19 protein-coding genes and 1 tRNA gene are annotated in these 18,084 nt (G+C 73.4%); 5 read left to right on the forward strand and 15 right to left on the reverse strand.

Annotated elements, in window-relative coordinates; all coding sequences use genetic code 11:
* Positions 1-78: 78 nt before the first annotated feature.
* The 8 genes from FJQ56_RS05210 to FJQ56_RS05245 form a co-directional block, all read right to left on the reverse strand.
* Positions 79-1,194 carry an FAD-dependent oxidoreductase gene (locus FJQ56_RS05210; protein ID WP_140008094.1) on the reverse strand — a complete coding sequence of 372 codons (1,116 nt, stop codon included), beginning with the start codon at positions 1,192-1,194 and terminating at the stop codon, positions 79-81.
* Complete coding sequence (locus tag FJQ56_RS05215) at positions 1,191-2,102, reverse strand: DUF1295 domain-containing protein (RefSeq protein ID WP_140008095.1); 912 nt, start codon at positions 2,100-2,102, stop codon at positions 1,191-1,193. Before FJQ56_RS05215 ends, FJQ56_RS05210 begins: the two co-directional genes overlap by 4 nt.
* A 215-nt stretch (positions 2,103-2,317) precedes the next feature.
* Entirely contained in the window at positions 2,318-3,220 is a 903-nt protein-coding gene (sepX, locus tag FJQ56_RS05220) for a divisome protein SepX/GlpR (RefSeq protein ID WP_140008096.1), read from the reverse strand.
* 119 nt (positions 3,221-3,339) lie between these two features.
* A complete protein-coding gene (locus tag FJQ56_RS05225) occupies positions 3,340-3,960 on the reverse strand; it encodes a GNAT family N-acetyltransferase (protein ID WP_140008097.1) in 621 nt (206 codons plus the stop codon).
* Positions 3,957-4,433 (reverse strand): MogA/MoaB family molybdenum cofactor biosynthesis protein, encoded by a 477-nt coding sequence (locus tag FJQ56_RS05230; protein ID WP_140008098.1) that lies wholly within the window; start codon positions 4,431-4,433, stop codon positions 3,957-3,959. The genes FJQ56_RS05225 and FJQ56_RS05230 overlap by 4 nt, the downstream gene beginning before the upstream one ends.
* Positions 4,430-4,918 (reverse strand): cyclic pyranopterin monophosphate synthase MoaC, encoded by a 489-nt coding sequence (gene moaC / locus FJQ56_RS05235; protein WP_140008099.1) that lies wholly within the window; start codon positions 4,916-4,918, stop codon positions 4,430-4,432. Before moaC ends, FJQ56_RS05230 begins: the two co-directional genes overlap by 4 nt.
* A gap of 3 nt (positions 4,919-4,921) precedes the next feature.
* Entirely contained in the window at positions 4,922-6,202 is a 1,281-nt protein-coding gene (gene glp, locus FJQ56_RS05240) for a molybdotransferase-like divisome protein Glp (RefSeq protein ID WP_140008100.1), read from the reverse strand.
* The gene (locus FJQ56_RS05245; RefSeq protein WP_140008101.1) at positions 6,195-7,577 is read right to left on the reverse strand and encodes a UTP--glucose-1-phosphate uridylyltransferase; all 1,383 of its coding nucleotides are present in this window, start codon (positions 7,575-7,577) and stop codon (positions 6,195-6,197) included. Before FJQ56_RS05245 ends, glp begins: the two co-directional genes overlap by 8 nt.
* Before the next feature lie 23 nt (positions 7,578-7,600).
* Here FJQ56_RS05245 and FJQ56_RS05250 point away from each other — a divergent pair, with 23 nt between their 5' ends.
* Positions 7,601-8,197: a 5-formyltetrahydrofolate cyclo-ligase gene (locus tag FJQ56_RS05250; RefSeq protein WP_140008102.1), complete on the forward strand. Its 597-nt coding sequence runs from the start codon at positions 7,601-7,603 to the stop codon at positions 8,195-8,197.
* A 99-nt stretch (positions 8,198-8,296) separates the two neighbouring features.
* On the opposite strand, the gene FJQ56_RS05255 is transcribed toward FJQ56_RS05250, so the two are convergent.
* A complete protein-coding gene (locus FJQ56_RS05255) occupies positions 8,297-10,963 on the reverse strand; it encodes a penicillin acylase family protein (protein WP_140008103.1) in 2,667 nt (888 codons plus the stop codon).
* 94 nt (positions 10,964-11,057) lie between these two features.
* Here FJQ56_RS05255 and FJQ56_RS05260 point away from each other — a divergent pair, with 94 nt between their 5' ends.
* The 3 genes from FJQ56_RS05260 to FJQ56_RS05270 all read left to right on the forward strand — a co-directional run bounded on the left by FJQ56_RS05260 (position 11,058) and on the right by FJQ56_RS05270 (position 12,555).
* Positions 11,058-11,402 carry an FmdB family zinc ribbon protein gene (locus tag FJQ56_RS05260; protein ID WP_140008104.1) on the forward strand — a complete coding sequence of 115 codons (345 nt, stop codon included), beginning with the start codon at positions 11,058-11,060 and terminating at the stop codon, positions 11,400-11,402.
* A gap of 61 nt (positions 11,403-11,463) precedes the next feature.
* The gene (locus FJQ56_RS05265) at positions 11,464-12,108 is read left to right on the forward strand and encodes an SAF domain-containing protein (protein WP_140008105.1); all 645 of its coding nucleotides are present in this window, start codon (positions 11,464-11,466) and stop codon (positions 12,106-12,108) included.
* Between the two features lie 48 nt (positions 12,109-12,156).
* Positions 12,157-12,555 (forward strand): MscL family protein, encoded by a 399-nt coding sequence (locus FJQ56_RS05270; protein ID WP_140008106.1) that lies wholly within the window; start codon positions 12,157-12,159, stop codon positions 12,553-12,555.
* 100 nt (positions 12,556-12,655) lie between these two features.
* On the opposite strand, the gene FJQ56_RS05275 is transcribed toward FJQ56_RS05270, so the two are convergent.
* Entirely contained in the window at positions 12,656-12,850 is a 195-nt protein-coding gene (locus tag FJQ56_RS05275) for a hypothetical protein (protein WP_140008107.1), read from the reverse strand.
* The gene (locus tag FJQ56_RS05280) at positions 12,847-14,136 is read right to left on the reverse strand and encodes an LCP family protein (protein ID WP_140008108.1); all 1,290 of its coding nucleotides are present in this window, start codon (positions 14,134-14,136) and stop codon (positions 12,847-12,849) included. The genes FJQ56_RS05275 and FJQ56_RS05280 overlap by 4 nt, the downstream gene beginning before the upstream one ends.
* Positions 14,137-14,272: 136 nt before the next feature.
* Here FJQ56_RS05280 and FJQ56_RS05285 point away from each other — a divergent pair.
* Positions 14,273-14,348: transfer RNA gene (locus FJQ56_RS05285), tRNA-Arg, on the forward strand.
* Between the two features lie 285 nt (positions 14,349-14,633).
* Here FJQ56_RS05285 and FJQ56_RS05290 read toward each other — a convergent pair.
* The 4 genes from FJQ56_RS05290 to FJQ56_RS05305 form a co-directional block, all read right to left on the reverse strand.
* Positions 14,634-15,191 (reverse strand): DoxX family protein, encoded by a 558-nt coding sequence (locus FJQ56_RS05290; protein WP_140008109.1) that lies wholly within the window; start codon positions 15,189-15,191, stop codon positions 14,634-14,636.
* Positions 15,192-15,331: 140 nt separating this feature from the next.
* Complete coding sequence (locus FJQ56_RS05295) at positions 15,332-16,237, reverse strand: universal stress protein (RefSeq protein WP_170215267.1); 906 nt, start codon at positions 16,235-16,237, stop codon at positions 15,332-15,334.
* Between the two features lie 142 nt (positions 16,238-16,379).
* Positions 16,380-17,234 carry a universal stress protein gene (locus FJQ56_RS05300; protein ID WP_140008111.1) on the reverse strand — a complete coding sequence of 285 codons (855 nt, stop codon included), beginning with the start codon at positions 17,232-17,234 and terminating at the stop codon, positions 16,380-16,382.
* Entirely contained in the window at positions 17,231-17,971 is a 741-nt protein-coding gene (locus FJQ56_RS05305; protein WP_170215268.1) for a universal stress protein, read from the reverse strand. Before FJQ56_RS05305 ends, FJQ56_RS05300 begins: the two co-directional genes overlap by 4 nt.
* Positions 17,972-18,084 lie beyond the last annotated feature (113 nt).

Raw genomic sequence — 18,084 nt, forward strand, 5'->3', positions numbered from 1 at the left:
ACCGCAGCCGACGTACCCGACTCGACCTCCGGTACCTGGTTTCGAGGCTCGCTCCGCTCGCACCTCAACCGACGTGAGTCACTCCCTGCGGATGCCGCCGTAGATCACCCGGCGCGCGATCACGTCCTGCATGACCGCGCGCGCCGTCCAGCCGGGGAAGCGCAGCTTCTGCCCCGACGGGAAGTAGATGTCGACGCCCTCGGGCTGCACGCCGGTCACCGAGCCCCAGCGCCGCCTCGTCGTACGGAACTGCTCGAGCGGGCGACCCGCGAGCTCGGCACGGATGTTGGCGGCCAGCACCTTGTCGGCCCGGTTGCGCGCCGAGGAGCGCAACGCGTCGGTCGCGGCGACGTCGCCGATCGCGAACACCCCCGGCATCCCGGGCACCCGCAGGTCGCGCCCGGCGCGGACGAACCCGTCGCCGTCGAGCAGCTCGGCCGGCAGCCAGGAGGTGTTGGGCCGGACCCGGCCGATCGCCCACAGCACCGCGTCGGCCTCGGCCGGAGGCTGGCCGGTGCTCCACGACACCGGGCCGGTGGTGATCTCGTCGAGCGCGAACCCGTCGGGTACGACGGCCCGGTGGCCCGGGTGGACGCCCACCCCGAGCGCCGCGAGGCGCCCGGACAGGTCGGCCCACACCCGACCGTGGTGGGTGGGCAGGCCGCGCTCACCCGGGAAGTAGAGGTCGACCCGGCGCCCGGGCAGCGCGGCCGCGAGGTTGACGGCACTGCCCACCGCGGCCGCTCCCCCACCGATGATCGCGATCGAGCCAGCGGCCGCCAGCCGGTCGTGGGCGGCGCGCAGGCCGGCCTCGACCTCGTGGGGCGTCTCCAGCCCGGGCCGCCGCCAGAACCCGTTGGTCACCCCGGTCGAGATCACCAGGACGTCGTAGGGCTCGTCGTACGTCGACCCGTCGGCGCGGGCGACGGTCACGGTGCGGGCGTCGTGGTCCAGGGCGGTGAGGCTGCCGTGCACCACCCGCAGCGCGTCGAGCCGCCGGTAGCGACCGAAGTCGACGAGGTAGTCACGGCGCCAGTCGTCGGGTCGGGCCAGCCGGATGCCGAGCTCCTGGCCGCTGACCAGCATCGGCTTGCTGGAGATGCCGACCAGCTCGAGACCCCGGTCGGCCCGCGCCAGCTGGATCGCGGTCAGCAGCCCGCTGTCGCCCAGCCCCGCGATGACGACCCGGGTCACGGCACCGCCGGCGCGGGCGGCGTACGGCGCCCCCGGCGCGGGGGCCGCGGCACGAACCTCGGCACCCGGTCGATCACGTCCTGGTAGCTCGGGCGGCGATCGAGGCTGCGCTCCTCCATCATCGGGATGCTCGCGCCGAGGAACATCGCCAGCATCGCGATCGCGCCGAGGAACAGGACCCACCAGTCGCCCGGCGACGCCGCGAGGCCGAACAGCGCGAGCGACAGCCAGAACCCCCACTCGCCGAAGTAGTTGGGGTGTCGCGACCACGCCCACAGGCCCCGGTCCAGGGCCTGGCCGGGCTGCTTGGTGCGGGCGAAGCGGTACATCTGGGTGTCGGCCACCCACGTGAGCAGGACCGACCCGAGCCCCACCACCGCGGCGACGACGTCGAGCCAGCCGACCGCGCGGCCGGGGCGGGTGAGGGCGACGTAGGCCGGCACCATCGCGAGGAACACCTGGAGCGTCGGGAAGACGTGGATCGCGAGCAGGTCGACGACCAGCTCGGCCCGGCCGGCCCTCTCGCGCAGCATGGGGTAGCGCCAGTCCTCGTGCTGCAGGCCGGGGAAGGCATAGATCCAGTTGCCGGTCAGCCGCACCGCCCACACCACGATCACGCCCAGGACGAGCACGTTGCGGGTGGTGTCGACGGCGCCGTCGGCCTGCGCCGCGATCCACCAGTACGCCGCCAGGTAGGGCGGCAGCACCGACCAGTAGGCGTCGTAGAAGCTCGAGTTGTGGTGCAGCCGGCTCGCGGCGAACACCACCAGCGTCGCCAGGAGGTCGGCGACCAGGGCGTCGAGCCACAGCCGGCCGGTGTCGGGCCCGCCGACCAGCCAGGCCGTCGCGAGCACCAGCGCGATCAGGTAGGCGACGCCGACGCGCGCCAGCGAAGCACCTTTGGTCATGGCCGCGAACCTAGTCGACCGGACACCTGTCCGGTGCTGGAATGCGTGACTGGCGTCACTCGTACCCGAGCTCGGCCCCCACGGTGATCGAGCCGACGGGCCGGCCACGGGCCGGCGAGTCGAGATCGCCGCAGGAACAGGCCAGGTGGGGCATCTCGGCTGCGGGCGTCTCGACTCGCGGTGACTACGTCCCCGCGGCTCGACGACCGTGAGTGTCAGGAACCGGCGGCGCGGCGCTCCGCCTCGGTCTGGACACGAGAGGTCTGGGCGCGGGAGGTCTGGCGCTCCTGGTCGGCCTCGCGGGCCAGGGCGGAGTCGGAGGCCAGCGGGCCCGAGGTCCACACGCCGGTGGCGTCGAGGTCGATGGTGCGCACCGAGCGGCGGACCGCGGCCGCCTTGTCGACGTACGTCGGCAGGGTGGTCGGCACCGGGTCCCAGCCACCGGCGACAGGCTCGGGCCCGGCCGTGTCGGTGTCGGTGTCGGCGGGAGCAGGGGTGTCGCGGGCCGCCAGGAACGCGGCCTCCTCGGCGAGCTCGACCTCGACCCGGACCGCGAGGATCTCCTCGGTCACCGGGCCGCTGTCGTCGAGGGGCGCGGGGTCGGCCGCGACCGGGACCCGCGCCGTGGCGCCGGTGCGGGCGGGACGGGCGGCACCGACGGCACCGACGGACCGCTCGCGCTTGACCATCAGCCGACAGGCGACCAGCCACGCGAGCAGGACGGCGGCCGGAGCGGCCAGCCAGATCCAGGCGACCACGCCGGCGACGGCGAGGCCGGCGACGACGACACCGGCGAGCAGGATGGTCAGGACGACGCGCAGCCGACGCCGGGCGGCGCGCGCGGCCGCGGCGCGGCGTACGGCGGGCGGGACGGTGGTGCGCTCGGCGCCGACCTCGGGGGCCGCCTCGACCGGCACGGCCGACGAGGCGGGCTTGCCGGGCTCGACCACGAGACGCGCCGACCGGCCGTCGACCGGCTCGCGCCGCGCGAGCACGCGCATCCGGGCCGAGAAGCCGACGACCTCGGCGCCGTTCTCGTGCTGGCGCAGCGCCTTGGGGATCAGGTAGGTGGCCCAGGCCACCGCCAGGGCGACGAAGATCAGAGCACTGAGGTCCACAGACCGAGGTTAGGAGCGTCACCGCACCCCGCAGCGGAGGCGGCCAGGTGTGTCGCCAGATTGCTGGAGTGACTCATGTGATCTGGAACCACGCTGACCCGTCGCCCGTGGGCGACGGGTCAGCGCTCGAGGCGGCTCAGGAGACCGTGCGGGACCTCTTCCTTGGTGATCGCGTAGAGGCGGTGGTCGCGCCAGTCGCCGTCGATGTGCAGGAAGCGCGGGGCGTAGCCGACCTCGTGGAGGCCGAGCTTCTCCACCACCCGCAGGGAGTTGGAGTTCTCGGGGCGGATGGCGACCTCGATGCGGTGCAGTCCGACGACCTGGAAGCAGTGGTCGACGGCCATGGCGACGGCGCGGGGCATGACGCCGCGGCCGGCGACGTCCTGGTCGAGCCAGTAGCCGACCGAGGCGAACTGCGCGGAGCCCCGCACGATGTTGTTGATCGTCAGCTGGCCGGCGAACCGGCCGTCGACCTCGACCGCGAACGGCAGCGTCGTGCCCTGCCGCGCCGCGACCGCCAGCCGGCGCACGAGGGTGCGGAAGGTGACCGGTCGTGGCGGGGAGCCGGGCGGGGCCGTGGCGTCCCAGCGCACGAGCCACATCGCGTTGCGCTGGCGCGCCGAGCGCCAGGCGTCGAGGTCGGAGCGGCGCAGGGGCCGCAGCGTGACGACGGGGTCGGAGCCGCTGGTGAGGGTCGCGGGCCAGCCGGTCGGACGCCGACGACCCCACCCACCGTTCAGTGGTCGCTCCCGACGACCTGCTCGACGGCGTGCACCAGGATCGGTCGCAGCACCGCGAGCCCGTCCTTCACGCCGCCGCGGGAGCCCGGCAGGTTGACGACCAGGCAGTCGCCGACGACGCCGGCCAGGCCGCGGGAGAGCACGGCCGTCGGCACGCCCGCCGCCGCGCCGGCCGCGCGGATCGCCTCGGCGATGCCGGGCACCTCGCGGTCCAGGAGCGCCCGGGTCTGCTCGGGGGTGCGGTCGGTCGGGGTCAGGCCGGTGCCGCCCGTGGTCAGCACGAGGCGCGCTCCCCCGGCCACCGCGGCGGCGATCGCGGCACCCACCGGGTCTCCGTCGGGTACGACGACGGGCGGGTCGACCACGAACCCGAGCTCCTGCAGCGCGGTGACGATGATCGGCCCGGTCTCGTCGGCGTAGACGCCGGCGGCGGCCCGGTTGGAGGCGACGACGACCTCGGCCCGCAGGCTCACGCCTCGACCTGCGCAGTCCGTGAGAAGTCGCCGCTCTTGCCGCCGGACTTCGTCTCGACGCGCACGTCGGTGATCACCGCGGCCTTGTCGACGGCCTTGACCATGTCGACGACGGTGAGCGCGGCGACCGAGACGGCCGTGAGCGCCTCCATCTCGACGCCGGTGCGGTCGGTGGTGCGGACCGCTGCGGTGATGTCGACGGAGGTGTCGGTGACCACGAGGTCGACCGAGACGGCCGAGAGCGCCAGCGGGTGGCACAGCGGGATCAGCGACGGGGTCTGCTTGGCGCCCATGATGCCGGCGAGCCGGGCCACGGCGAGCGCGTCGCCCTTGGGCACGCCCTCACCGCGCAGCAGCGCGATCACGGCCGGCGAGACGAGCACCCGGCCCGAGGCGGTGGCCTCGCGGGCGGTGACGTCCTTGGCGGAGACGTCGACCATCCGGGCCGCACCGGTCTCGTCGACGTGGGTCAGTCGGTCGCTCATCGTTCAGTCCTGGTCCAGGCGGATGACGGTGACGGTGTCGCCGGCGGCGACGGCCGTGACGTCCTCGGGCACGACGATCAGCGCGTCGGAGGCGGCGAGGTCGCCGACGAGGTGGGAGCCCGAGCCGCCGACGGGGGCGACCTCGGTGACGGTGTTGCCGTCGCTGCCGATCGTGACGACGCCGCGGAGGAACTGCCGGCGTCCGGCCGGCGAGGTGACGGCGTGCGTGAGCCGCGCACGCACCGTGGGCCGCGACTCGGGGGTCAGCCCCATCATCCGGCGCAGCGCCGGGCGCACGAACATCTCGAAGGACAGGTAGGACGACACCGGGTTGCCGGGCAGCGCGAAGAACGGGACCTGCCGGCCGCCGGCGGCCACGGCGCCGAAGCCCTGCGGCTTGCCGGGCTGCATCGCCAGGCCGCCGAACCACACGGTGCCGCCGGGGGTGAGCGCGGCCTTGACCACGTCGTAGTCGCCCATCGAGATGCCGCCGGAGGTGACGACGAGGTCGGCCCCGTCGGGCGCGCCCAGCGCGTCGTCGAGCGCGGCGAGGAACGCGTCGGGCCGGTCGGGGACGAGGCCGACGCGCAGGGGTACGGCGCCGGCGCGCAGCGCGGCCCCGGCGAGGAGGTAGGAGTTGCCGTCGTAGATCGCGTCGTCGTCGGCACCGGGCACCAGCGCGACGCCCGGCTCGCGCAGCTCGGAGCCGGTGGAGACGATGAGGACGCGCGGCCGCCTGCGCACGCGTACGACGGACCGCCCGACCGACGCGAGCAGCCCGAGGTGACGCGGCCCCAGGGTGGTGCCCACCTCGACCAGGAGGTCGCCCTCGGCGACGTCCTCGCCGGCGTAGCGGACGTGCTGACCGGCAGCGGCCGGCCGGTCGATGCTCACCTCGGCGACGCCGCGGTCGGTCCACTCGTAGGGCACGACGGTGTCGGCACCGGCCGGCATCGGGGCGCCGGTCATGATCTTGGCCGTGGTGCCGGGCTCGAGGTGGGTCACCGGCGTGGGCGACTGGCCCGCGCCGATGTCGCCGACGACGGGCAGGGTCACCGGGGTCGCGGCCGAGGCACCGGCGACGTCGGCGGCGCGGGCGGCGTAGCCGTCCATCGCGGAGTTGTCGAAGCGCGGCAGCCGCAGCGGGGCGTGCACGTCCTCGGCGCAGGAGAGGTCGAGCGCGTCGAGGAGGGGCAGCTCGACGTCGGGCAGCGCGGCGGTCGCCTCGAGCACCAGGGCGAGGTGCTCGTCGACGGTCCGCAGCGGAGCCCGCCGGTCACTCATCGGACTGCAGCACCGTCCCGGCGGCGATGCGGTCGGCTCCCCTGACGTCGAGCTCGACGTCGCCGATGACCTGCACGCCCTTGCCGAAGGTGACGTCGCCCTCGATGCGCAACGAGGTCGCCTTGGCCAGCGACGGAGCCCCCTCGGGGAAGTGCCGGTCGAAGTCGCCGACGAGCTTGTAGTGCTCACCGTCGAGGTCGATGAAGGGCAGCTCGGCCGACACCTGGTCGAGCACGAAGTCGGTGCCGATGTCGTAGACGTCGGAGCGCAGCACCAGCAGGTCGTTGGTCGTCTTGACCGGCACGAACCGGTCGCGGCCCACCTCGATCAGCACCGAGCCGTCGAAGACCTCGATGGCGGCACCCATGGCGGTCTCGACCTGGATCACCTCGGGCGAGGAGGAGTCGGCGGGGTCGACGGTCTTGACGTTGCGGATCAGCGGGAGCCCGAGGATGCCCTGACGCTGGTCGAGGGCGGACTTCATCGCGGCCAGGTCGAACCAGAGGTTGTTGGTCGACATGTAGCGGTGGCGCTCGAGGTCGGCCAACGCGCCCTGGTCGGCGGGCGGCACCTGGGCGCTCTCGCGGAGCACCAGCCGACCGTCGCTGCGGCGCCGGGCGAAGTGGCCGCCCTTGCGGTCCGAGGCGGTCCGGCGGACGGCCTCGATCGCGAACGGCGCACCGCTGCTCGCGAACCAGCCCGCGACCCGCGGGTCGGGCACCGCGCCGAGGTTGTCGGAGTTGGAGACGAACACGTGCCGGAACCCGCGCTCGAGCAGCAGGTCGATCAGGCCCGTGCCGCGCATCGCGGTGTAGAGGTCGCCGTGCCCGGGCGGACACCACTCGAGGTCGGGGTCGGCCGGCCACGAGACGGGCTTGAGGTCCTTGGCCAGCAGCTTGGGGACCTTGTTCTGCAGGAACTCCAGCGGCAGGCCGTCGATGGCGAGGCCGTCGTAGCGCCCGAGCGCGGCCATGGTGTCGGCCGAGGTGCGGAAGGAGTTCATGAAGATCAGCGGCAGCGTCGCGTCGTGCTGCTCGCGCAGGTGGAGCACCTGGCGGGCGATGATGTCGAGGAACGACAAGCCCTTGCGCACGCACAGCAGCGACTTGGCGCGACTCATGCCCATCGAGGTGCCGAGACCACCGTTGAGCTTGATCACCACGGTGTGGCGGATCGCCTCGGCGGCGACCTCGTCGTCGACCTCGGCCCCCGCGAGCGACGGCACGTCGACCGGGTCGATCGCCGACTCGGGGACCAGCCCCGTCTCGCCGTGCTCGAGCAGGCGGAAGTAGTGGGCGAAGGTGTCGATCGCGACCGGGTCGACGCCTGCGTCGACCATCTTCTCGCGCGCCTTCTTCAGTGCGGGACTACCCATGCGGCCGAGCCTAGGCTCCTGTCGTGCCGTCGTCACAACCCGCCCGGGGGGCGCACCCCGGCAAGCTCGCCCTGCGCGACCAGCTGACCACCGCCCGCAACCGGCTGGCGGTCGTCGAGCTCGGCCTGTTCGCGCGCGCCCTCGCGGGCCACCTGCTGGCCACCGAGGAGGTACGCCGGGCCGCCACCGTGGCGGCGTACGTGTCGATCGGGACGGAGCCGGGGACCTCCTGGCTGTTCGACGGGCTGGTCGCGGCGGGCAAGCGGGTGGTGCTCCCGGTGCTGCTGGCCGACGGCGACCTCGACTGGGCGGCGTACGACGGGGGCGCGGGGCTCGCCCCCGCCCGCCACGGCCTGCTCGAGCCGACCTCGCGCCGTCTCGGCGTCGACGCGATCGGCACCGCCGACGCGGTCGTCGTCCCGGGCCTCGCGGTCTCGCCCTCCGGCGTACGGATGGGGCGCGGCGGGGGGTCCTACGACCGCGCGCTGGGCCGGGTGCCGGTCGGCACGTTCACCTGTGTCGCGCTCTACGACGACGAGGTCGACCGCGCGGTGCCCGTCGAGCCGCACGACCGCGCCGTCACCGCCGCCGTCACCCCGTCGGGCCTGCGCCGCTTCTGAGGGATCTCGACAAGCTCGATCACCGATGTTGTCGGTCGAGCCTCGGTTGTCGAGCCTGTCGAGACCCGAAGCCTCGGTGGTCGAGCCTGTCGAGACCCCTCAGTCGGCCGGCACCAGCCTCAGCACGTCCTCGCCCGCATCCCGCACCGCGTCCTCAGAGAACGCCCACGGCAGCGTCTCGCCGTCGACCATCAGGTCGGTCTGGTCGGTGTAGTGCGGGTGGAAGGCGTGTCCCGAGACACCGGTGAGGTTGACCCACCGGGAGTCGTCGAGGTCGGCCAGCGACACGACCATCCGCATCGAGGGGGCCGTGGTGACCTCGAAGCCGCGACGTGCGTCCCAGCCCGTCGCGTCGACGGCCGAGGCGCCGCCGCCGACGTCCCAGCCGCCGCGGTCGAGCAGCCGCCCGACCGGGGCGAGGTCGGCGCGGCCCAGGGTCGAGCCGGTCAGCTCGAGGCGGTGCAGGCGACCCCAGGTCCACTCGGCCGGGTCGGGCGACAGCGTCGAGGTGAGGTCGTCGCGGGCCTCGAGCAGGGCGGTGCGCAGGATGTCGTCGCGGGTCTCGACCCGGTCGGTGGTGACGTCGTCCCACCAGGGGTCGTCGGGGCGCTGCAGCAGGTCGGTGACGGTCGCGATCCAACGCTGGCCGCCGTCGGCGCGCTGGTCGCCGGTGAGCTCGTCGTCGAAGGTCAGCCGCAGCAGGTCGCGCCAGACCGCGTTGAAGTAGGCCGCCGCAGCGCTCTGCGCCCCCTCGGCGGGCTGGGTGTGGTCCCAGTCGCGCAGCAGCCGCTGCCCGTCGTCGTCGTACGTCGGGTCGAGGCGCTGCCGCAGGAGGTGGGGCACCAGCACGGGGGCGAGGGGGTTGCGGTCGTCGAGCTGGGTCGCGAGGACGTCGTCCATCGACACGGTGCCGCCGTGTGCCAGCTGGGTGCCGAGCAGCTCGCGGATGCGCTCGGACCGGTAGCCGCGATCGAAGTCGTCGCCGAGGTCGTAGGTGTAGTCGGGTCCGACGACCCGTTGGTTGGCGGTGACGACGAAGCCCTCGCCGGGGTCGAGCACGCTGGGGAGCCCGTCGTAGGGCACGTACTCGCCGGTCCAGTCGTTGTCGGGGCGCCAGCCCGCCGCCGGGTAGCGGCCGTCGTTGCCCGACTTGCGGATGGGGACGCGTCCCGTCGCCTGGTAGCCGATGTGGCCGGCGCGGTCGGCGTAGACGAGGTTCTGGGCGGGGGCGGCGAGGTCGGCCGCCGCGGCCCGGAACGAGGTCCAGTCCTTCGCGCGGTCCAGGGCCAGGATCGCGTCGGCCGAGGGGGCGGGGGTGAGCGCGGTCCACGACAGCGCGACGGCGTACTCGTCACCCTTGGTCGTCCTGCCGGTCGTCCCCCCGGTCGTCCTGCCCCGGGACTTGTCGGCGTTGCCCGCGACCTCGGCGATCGAGTCCGCGACATCGCTGACGAGGGGGCCGTGGTCGGTCGAGCGCACCGTGATCGTCACGTCGTCACCGTCGGCGACCTCGATGGTCTCCTCGCGGACCTTCAGCGGCTTCAGCTCGTCGCCGTGGCGCCACTGGTCGCCGGCGATCCGCTCGACGTAGAGGTCCGTGGTGTCGGACTCGAGGTTGGTCAGGCCCCAGGCGATGTCGGCGTTGTGGCCGACGATCACCCCGGGCACGCCGGAGAAGGACGAGCCGGCGACGTCGTACGGGCAGGCCGCGCCGACGGTGCGGCAGTGCAGCCCGACCTGCATCCACACCCCGGGCAGCGACACCCCGAGGTGCGGGTCGTCGGCGAGGATCGGCTTGCCGGTGTCGGTGTGCCGGCCGGAGACGACCCAGCCGTTGCTGCCGATGCCGTCGCCGCGCCCGAGCCAGGACGGCATCCGCCGGGTCGTGCCGGCGAGGCTGCGCAGCTCGTCGGTGACCGGGCCGAACGGCGCCGGGCGGGTCGGCAGGCGGGTGCCGATGGTCCTCGCGTCCTGCTCGAACACCCCGTCGACGACCGCGCCGCGGCGTACGACCGGCCGGGTCCCCCGCGGCGCCGCCGGCCACAGCTGCTCGGTCCGCTCCCGGCCGACCGCGGCGGCCGTGAGGCTGCGGTCGATCTCGTCGGCCATGTTGCCGCGCAGGTCCCAGGCCATCGCCTTGAGCCAGGCGAGCGAGTCGACCGCGGTCCACGGCTCCGGCACGTAGCCGAGCCCCCCGGCGTTGAGCAGGGTGTACTCCAGCGCGATCTCGCTCGGCGACCGGTCCTCCAGGTAGGCGTTGACCCCCTGGGCGTAGGCGTCCAGGGCGACCCTCGTGTCGGGGTCGAGCAGCGGCACCTCGGCCTCGGCGACCCGGCGCCACCCCATCGTGCGCACGTAGGCGTCGGTCTCGAGGGTCTTGGCGCCGAACATCTCCGACAGCCGCCCGGCGGTCGCGTGCCGGCGGACGTCCATCTCGTAGAAGCGCTCCTGCGCGTGCACGTAGCCCTGCGCCCGCATCAGGTCCTCGGTCGTGTCGGCGTAGATCTGCGGGATGCCGTGGTCGTCGCGGACGACCTCGGCGGTCCCGGTCAGGCCCGGCAGCTCGACCTCGCCGGTCGTCTGCGGGAAGGACCGACGCACGAGCACCACCCCGGTCAGAAGACCGGCGACGATCGCGAGCACGACGACCACGGCGACGTACGTCGAGATCCGCAGCGGCCTCGGGAGCAGCCGGAAGCGGCGCCACCACCGGGGTCCGCGCGGGAGCGGGGCGTCGGCCGGGATGGCTGTCGTGGTGTCCGTCATCGTGCGGAACATTCTGCCGTGCTCTAGCATTGGCACTCGCGGGGCGCGAGTGCCAACACCTCCGCCCGAACGCCGAACCCTTGAGGGAGCTCTTGTGCCGACCTACCAGTACGCCTGCACCGAGTGCGGCCACGCCTTCGACCAGGTCCAGTCCTTCACCGACGACTCGCTGACCGTGTGCCCGCAGTGCCAGGGCAAGCTGCGCAAGGTCTTCAACGCCGTCGGCGTCGTCTTCAAGGGCTCGGGCTTCTACCGCAACGACAGCCGGTCCACGACGTCCTCGTCGACGCCGGCCTCGGAGAGCAAGTCCGAGAGCAAGTCCGAGAGCAAGTCGGACAGCAAGCCCGAGAAGAAGTCGGACTCGTCGGGCGGGTCGACGGGCGGTTCCAAGCCGGCCGCCAAGAGCGACTCGAAGCCCGCGGCCTCCTCGTCCTCCTGAGCCCGCAGGGGGCCTGTGGATGACCGCCGCAGGCCGGCCGCTGCTCGCCTAGCGTCGGGGGATGCCCCTCGACCTGAGTCGCCCCGCTGCCCTGCTCGGCGTCGTCCGCCGTCAGGTGCTGCGGCGGCGCCGCCTGCTCGCCGCCGTACTGACCGCGGTCGCGGTCGCCTCCGGGCTGGCCGCCACCACCCGAGGGCCGACGGCCTCGGTGCCGGTCGTGGTCGCGGCGCACGACCTGCCCGCCGGCGAGGTGCTCGACGCCGACGACCTGACGACCGTCGCCTTCGCCCCCGCCTCGGTGCCCGAGGGACGGGTCGATCGGCCCGCTGAGGTCTCCGGCCGCGTGCTCGCCGCCCCGCTCACCCGGGGCGCACCCCTCACCGAGGTCGCCCTGGTCGGCCCGGCCATGACGGGCAACCGCAGCGACCTGCGCGCCGTCCCGGTGCGTCTGCCCGACGCGGGAGCGGTGGCCCTGCTGCGGGTCGGCGACCAGATCGACGTGGTCGCGACCGACCCGCAGACCGGCCACACCGCGACGGTCGCCGAGGCGGCCGTGGTGCTGGCGCTCCCGGCCGCCGACCCGGCGACCGGGCCGACTGGGCTGTCCGGGCGCCTGGTGGTGCTGGGCGTGGGCGACGCCGAGGACGAGCCACTGGCGGGCGCCGGGGCCCGCGAGGTGCTGACGTTCTCGTGGTCGAGGCGCTAGCGTCGTTGCTCCCACTCCGGACTCCCGGATCTCTCAGGAGGAGCGCACGTGACCGGCTTCAAGAACTTCATCCTTCGCGGCAACCTGGTCGACCTCGCGGTCGCCGTCATCATCGGTACGGCGTTCGCCGCGGTCGTCACCGCCTTCACCGGCACCCTGCTCTCGGCCATCGCCAAGGTCACCGGCGGCAAGCAGCCCAACTTCGACGACTACGCCCCCGGCGACATCGAGGTCGGCCCGTTCCTGACGGCCCTGGTCGCGTTCCTCATCCTGGCCGCCGTCGTCTACTTCTTCGTCGTCACGCCCTACGTGAAGGCCAAGGAGCGCTTCTTCCCCAGCCCCCAGCCCGGCACCCCCGAGGACATCAAGCTGCTCCAGGAGATCCGCGACCTGCTCCGCGCCCAGCAGGACGGCGGCCGGGCCATCACCACCGACCCGGTCGAGTAGCCACCAGCCACCAACCCCCGCGCCTACGCCGGTCGAGGTGCGAAGGCCGCCAGGCCTGAGCCTCGAGACCCCCGCAGCCGACGTACCCAACGCACCCACCTCACCCGTGGTGCGGCGGCACCTGCGCTCGGAGCCACTCGTCGCCACGCGACCCGGAGTCGGGCGCCTCGTGGTCACGCTCGTCGGAGGTCGTGTCGGGGAGCACGTCCCCGAAGACCGCCTCGATCCGGCGACGCCGCTGCGCCGCGGTCTCCGGCGTCTCGACCGGCTCCTGCTCCGACGGCCCGCCGCTCACGTGCACAGCCCCGCGGACGCGCGCTCCTCGTCGCTGACGGCACCGCTGTCGGGGGTGCCACCCGCCGACGGGGACTGCGACGGGGAGCCCGACGGAGAGCCCGACGGCGACGCCGACCCGGACGGCGACGCCGACCCGCTCGGCGTACCGCCCTCGACGTCGTCGCCGGCCGAGATCACGCCGGTGGCGGCCTTGCCGGCCAGCGGCTTGTCGAGCTTGACGCGCTTCCAGAGCTGGGCGGCCTCGGGCAGCCACGCGACGCGGTTGGGGTCCTCCGGCGAGTACTGCCAGGGCACGGTGAGGAACTTGATGTTGCCCAGGCCGATGTCGCGGAACGACGAGCCGACCTTGGCCATCTCGCGCACCGACGAGAAGTCGGTCTGCAGCGAGCGGGTGGCGGCGTCGAGGAAGCCGAGGACCCGGTCGGGACGGGCCAGGGTCCCCTTGGAGACGAGCTTGCCGGCCATCGCGGCGAGGAAGGCCTGCTGGCGCTTGATCCGGCCGATGTCAGAGCCGTCACCGATGGAGTAGCGGGCCCGCACGTAGCCGAGCGAGTCGGAGCCGTCGAGCACCTGGGTGCCGGCCGGGAGGTCGACGCCGGCCTTGGTGTCGTTGATCGGCGCCGGGAGGCAGACGTCGACCCCGCCGATCGCGTCGACCATGCCCTTGAACCCGTGGAAGTCGACCTTGACGTAGTTGTCGAGACGGATGCCGGTGAGCTGCTCGAACTGCTGCATCGTGCACGCGGGTCCGCCGACCTCGAAGGCCTCGTTCCACATCACGTCCTGGGCCGCCGGGATGACGGTGCCGTCGTCGGCCTTGCACTCGGGGCGGTCGACGAGGCTGTCGCGCGGGATGCTGATGCCGTAGGCGAAGGTCCGGTCGGCCGAGAGGTGGAACATCAGCGTGGTGTCGGAGCGCTCGGTGTCGTCGGTGTAGCCGTCGACGGCGTTGCCCGCGCCCTCGCGGGTGTCGGAGCCCATCACCAGGATGTTGAGCGGCTCCTGCGGGCCGGTGTCGACCGCCACCTTGGCCGGGCGGTTGGTGAGCTGGTCGCCGTAGTCCTGGTACTTGATGTTGTCGTCGAGGTGCCGCAGGAAGTAGACCGACCCCAGGCCCGCCACGAGTGCGAGCACCGTCGTCGTCGCGAGCAGCGCCGTCAGCACCCGGTAGCGGCGCTTGCTGCGCCCCTTGCGCTTCGGGCGCGCAGAGGTACGCCGCGCAGAAGGCGCGTCGTCGCTGCTGACGGTCTCGGACGGCGTGGGCCGGTCGGGCTCGTGGGGCATGGGCACCTTGGCGTAGACAGCAGGGGCATCTTATTGTCGGTCGCCCGCCGGGACCCGCCAAACCGGCGACCCGGCTCGACTCCGCCCCTAGCCCGCGGACCCGGTAGCCTCACCGTCGCCGGGCACGAGCCCGCACGCCCCAGTAGCTCAGTGGATAGAGCAGCCGCCTCCTAAGCGAAAGGTCGCAAGTTCGACTCTTGCCTGGGGCACCACCGGCGATAGGACCGTCACGCACCGCTCTCGGAGCCGTGGGCGTCATCCGGCGATCCGTCCGGCGTGGTCGAGCCGGACCCGGAGGGCATCGAGATCTCCGCGACGACCGGCCACCGGTAGACCTACATCCGATCGGCGTACCGCACGATGGGAGTGACTCGACGCACCGAGGCTGTCCTCTGGTACCTCAGCCATGAAGGACGCCAGTCGTGACGAGAGGATGCACGACTGACGTCCTGGTGCTGCGCGTCCCGTACCGGCGGAGACGCCGGTCCCGGTCCGCGTCAGCGAAGCCAGCTGTCGCCGACCTTGCCGCCCCACCAGCGTCCGAGACCGAACGTGTCCCCGGCCTTGGTGAGCGCGAGGGCGATGATGGCCAACGCGTCGACCCAGTGGTCGTCGGTCAGGGGGTTGGTATAGGTGCCGGCGTCTGCGCCGACGGGGAACTCGGCCAGGTACATGAGGCCGAGGAGGGTCGTCGCAGCGATCGCGGTGATCTTCAGGCCGCAGCCGGTGATGAGGGCGACGCCGATCGCCAGCAGCCCGAACATGAACCCGTAGTCCGCCCACCGTCCGGAGATCGAGCTGAAGAAGTCGGCGAACGGCCCCTCGGCATGGGTCATGAACCCCTGGGCGGGTGTTCCGCCGTCGATCATCCCTGAGCCCGACGGGGTCAGGTAGCCGAAGCCGAAGAGCTTGTCGACGAAGGCCCAGAGGAAGTACCACCCGAGCACGATGCGCAGCAGTGCGAGGGTCATCCGCGCTGGGCCGGAGCGGACGATCTCGGTCTCCCAGGTGGCGGGAGCACTCGTGGAGGTGGGAGCTGAACTGGTGATGGTCATCGTCTTCCCCGATCGGTTCTGGTCGTGTGAGAGGTCTCCGCAGCGGGTCCTCGGGACAACTGTGGCTCCGGCGTGGACCGGGTCACCAGGGACATTGGTCCCAGGGGCAGGGGGTCCCCGGACACGCAGCGAGGCGCCCCTCAGCGGCGCCGGCCGCCCGTACCCGCGGTCGTCTCCGACGGCTCCACCACCATGACCGGGACCGCACTGTGTCGGAGCACGGTGCGGACGACTGCGCCGAGGTGGGACCCGACCGCCAAGGTGTGGTGTCGCCGGCCGAGCACCACGATCCCGGCCGAGTCGGCAGCATCCGTCAAGGCGACGGCGGCCGGCGCGTGGATCACGCTGACGCCCACCGCGACGCCCGGGTAGTCACCCTTCATCACCTCGAGCTCTGGGCCCAGCTCCTGCTCGAACTGCCGCTCCCTCTCGACCCGCATGGCGGCGTCGACGACGAGGCTGTCGTAGCCATTGGCGAGCCACCACGTGTGGACGACGTGCACGTCGACGGCGCGGTTGGCCGCCATCTCGAATGCCGCTCTCAGGACTCCCCGTGAGCGCCCGGGCTCGTTCACGCCCACCAGGACCGGTCGGTCGACCTCGACGGGCTGGCGCCACGACTCCGGCACGGACACGACCGGCGCGTGCGCGTGCGCCGCCACGCCGCTCGTCGTCGACGAGCTGGTCACGCGACGGACGCCCATGAGACGGCGGTGCTGCGTCAGGACCATGCGTGCGTCGGCGCTCCGTTCGACCAGCACCTCGACGGGGTCGCCCCTCGTCACGAGCTCCGCGGTGACCGGGACAGCACCGTCCACGCGTGCCTTCGTCGCGTCGACCACGTCCGCCACGACCCGGGCGCCGTACTCCTCGGCGGCCTGGTAGGCCATCGCGAAGGACTCCGGGAGGCTCGGCGGGGTCCGGACGACATGAACCAGGTGCAGGGTGCACCTGTCGGCCACGGCCTCGGCCGCAGCGAAGTCGAGAAGCGCTCGGCAGTCGCGATCCGCGACGGCGACGACGATGGGCTTGCTGGTGACGTTCAAGGTCTCCCTCTCCCGGTGCGGGTCGTGCCCCCAGTCTTCTGGAGACAAAGCGCCCGAAGCAGGGTCCAAGGGCCTGTGCCGGCGGGACGCCGAGCGCTCCGGATTCGCTCGACGACGTACCGGTTCGGGGTGCCGGGGGTCGTCAGGCCGGAGCGGACGCCGCCACGCGGCGGGCGCCCTCCGGTGCCGCGAGCAGGACCGGGCAGGCCGAGCGGCGCAGGACGGCGCGGGCGACCGGCCCCAGCCGCGATCCTGAGCGGAGCAGCGGGCTGTGGCGACCCAGGACGACCAGCGTCGACTCGCGCGAGGCCGCGACGAGCAGGTCCTCGGGGCGTCCACGGACCAGCTCGAGGGCGACGCCGCAGAGGTCGCCGCCGGCCTGGTCGATCAGGCGCCCGATCTCCTCGCGGGCCTCCCGGTCGACGCCCGGGTCGACCCGGGCGAGCTCGGCCGACCCGCTGCCGGGACGGCGCCAGGTGGCCGAGATGACACGGAGCACGGTGTGGTGCAGGAGCGCGGAGACGACGGCTGAGCGCAGTGCCACGTGTTGTCCGTGGGCGACGTCGAGCCCCATCGTCACGGTCCCGCCTCGCTTGCCGTCGGCCCATCCCCTCGGTACGGAGAGCAGTGGGCAGTCGGTCGCCGCGGCGAGCGCAGCCGTGAGGGAGGGCGCCGGGTGCAGCACGGCGCCCGGAGCCCGGCGCTCGGTGACCAGCAGCGCGCAACCGGACGCGGCCCGGGCCAGCTCAGGGACGGCGCTCCCCCGCAGCAGATGGGTGCTGACCTCGCCACCGTTCGTCCCGAGGATCTGGCGTGAGCGGGTCGAGGCGTCCACCAACGCCTCGCGCCCTACCTGCTCGGCCGGCCCCTTGCCGGCGCAGACGTGCACGAGTCTCAGGGGACGTCCGGTCCGCGCAGCGTCCGCCGCGCCCCGGCGTACGGCTGCGGCGGAGCCGTCCCGGTCGACGGCCACCACGACTGCCGCCGCGGCGTTCACGAGAGCCCCGCTGCAGCCAGGGCGGGAGCACCGACGACGAGCACGGGGCACGGTCCACGCTCCAGCACGGCCTGCGTCGTCGCGCCGAGTCGCCCGGGCCAGGAGAACGACGGTGTGCCGCGGCCGACGACGAGCAGGTCACTGCCCGCGGCGAGTGCCAGCAACGCCGACGCCGAGTCGCCCCGGGCCACGACGACCTCGCACGCGACCTGTGGGTGCGCGGCCAGCACGTCCGCGTACGACGTGGCGAGCCCGACGATGCGCAGCCCCACGCGGCGGAGCTCGGCCTCCTCCAGGGCCGCCCGGATCACGTGGGTCTCGGCCTCGGGCTCGGCGACCACCACGGTGACCCGTCGACCGCGCGACGTGCCGTCTCTCGGGTGACCGGCCGGCAGCACCAGCGTCGGGACCACCGACCGGGCGGCGACCCGAGACGCGACCGATCCCCGGGGGACGCCGCTGTCGGCGCCGACGACGACCAGGCACGAGCGCCTGCTCTCCGCGACCAACGTGGCGACCGCGGGCCCGCGGCACAGCTCGGTGCTGAGCGGCAGTCCGTCGCCGACCAGACGGCGCAGGCCGTCCTCGGCCGTGCGCAGCATCGCCCACCCCGCGTCAGGCTGGAGGCCACCTCCGGGAGGCACCACGTGGACGAGGTGCACGCCACGCCCTCGGCGCCGCGCCTCGTTCGCCACCAGACCCAGACGGGCCGGCAGCGGGTCATTGTCGATGGCCATGAGGATCTTCCTCGGTGTGGTCTCCCACATGTGCGACCTCCCTGTCGTGGCGCTTGTCGTGGCGCCTGTCGTGGCACCTGCACGATGTCGCGGCCGAGCGGTGGCAGGCAGGG

The organism is Nocardioides plantarum, from assembly GCF_006346395.1.
Taxonomy (GTDB): domain Bacteria; phylum Actinomycetota; class Actinomycetes; order Propionibacteriales; family Nocardioidaceae; genus Nocardioides; species Nocardioides plantarum.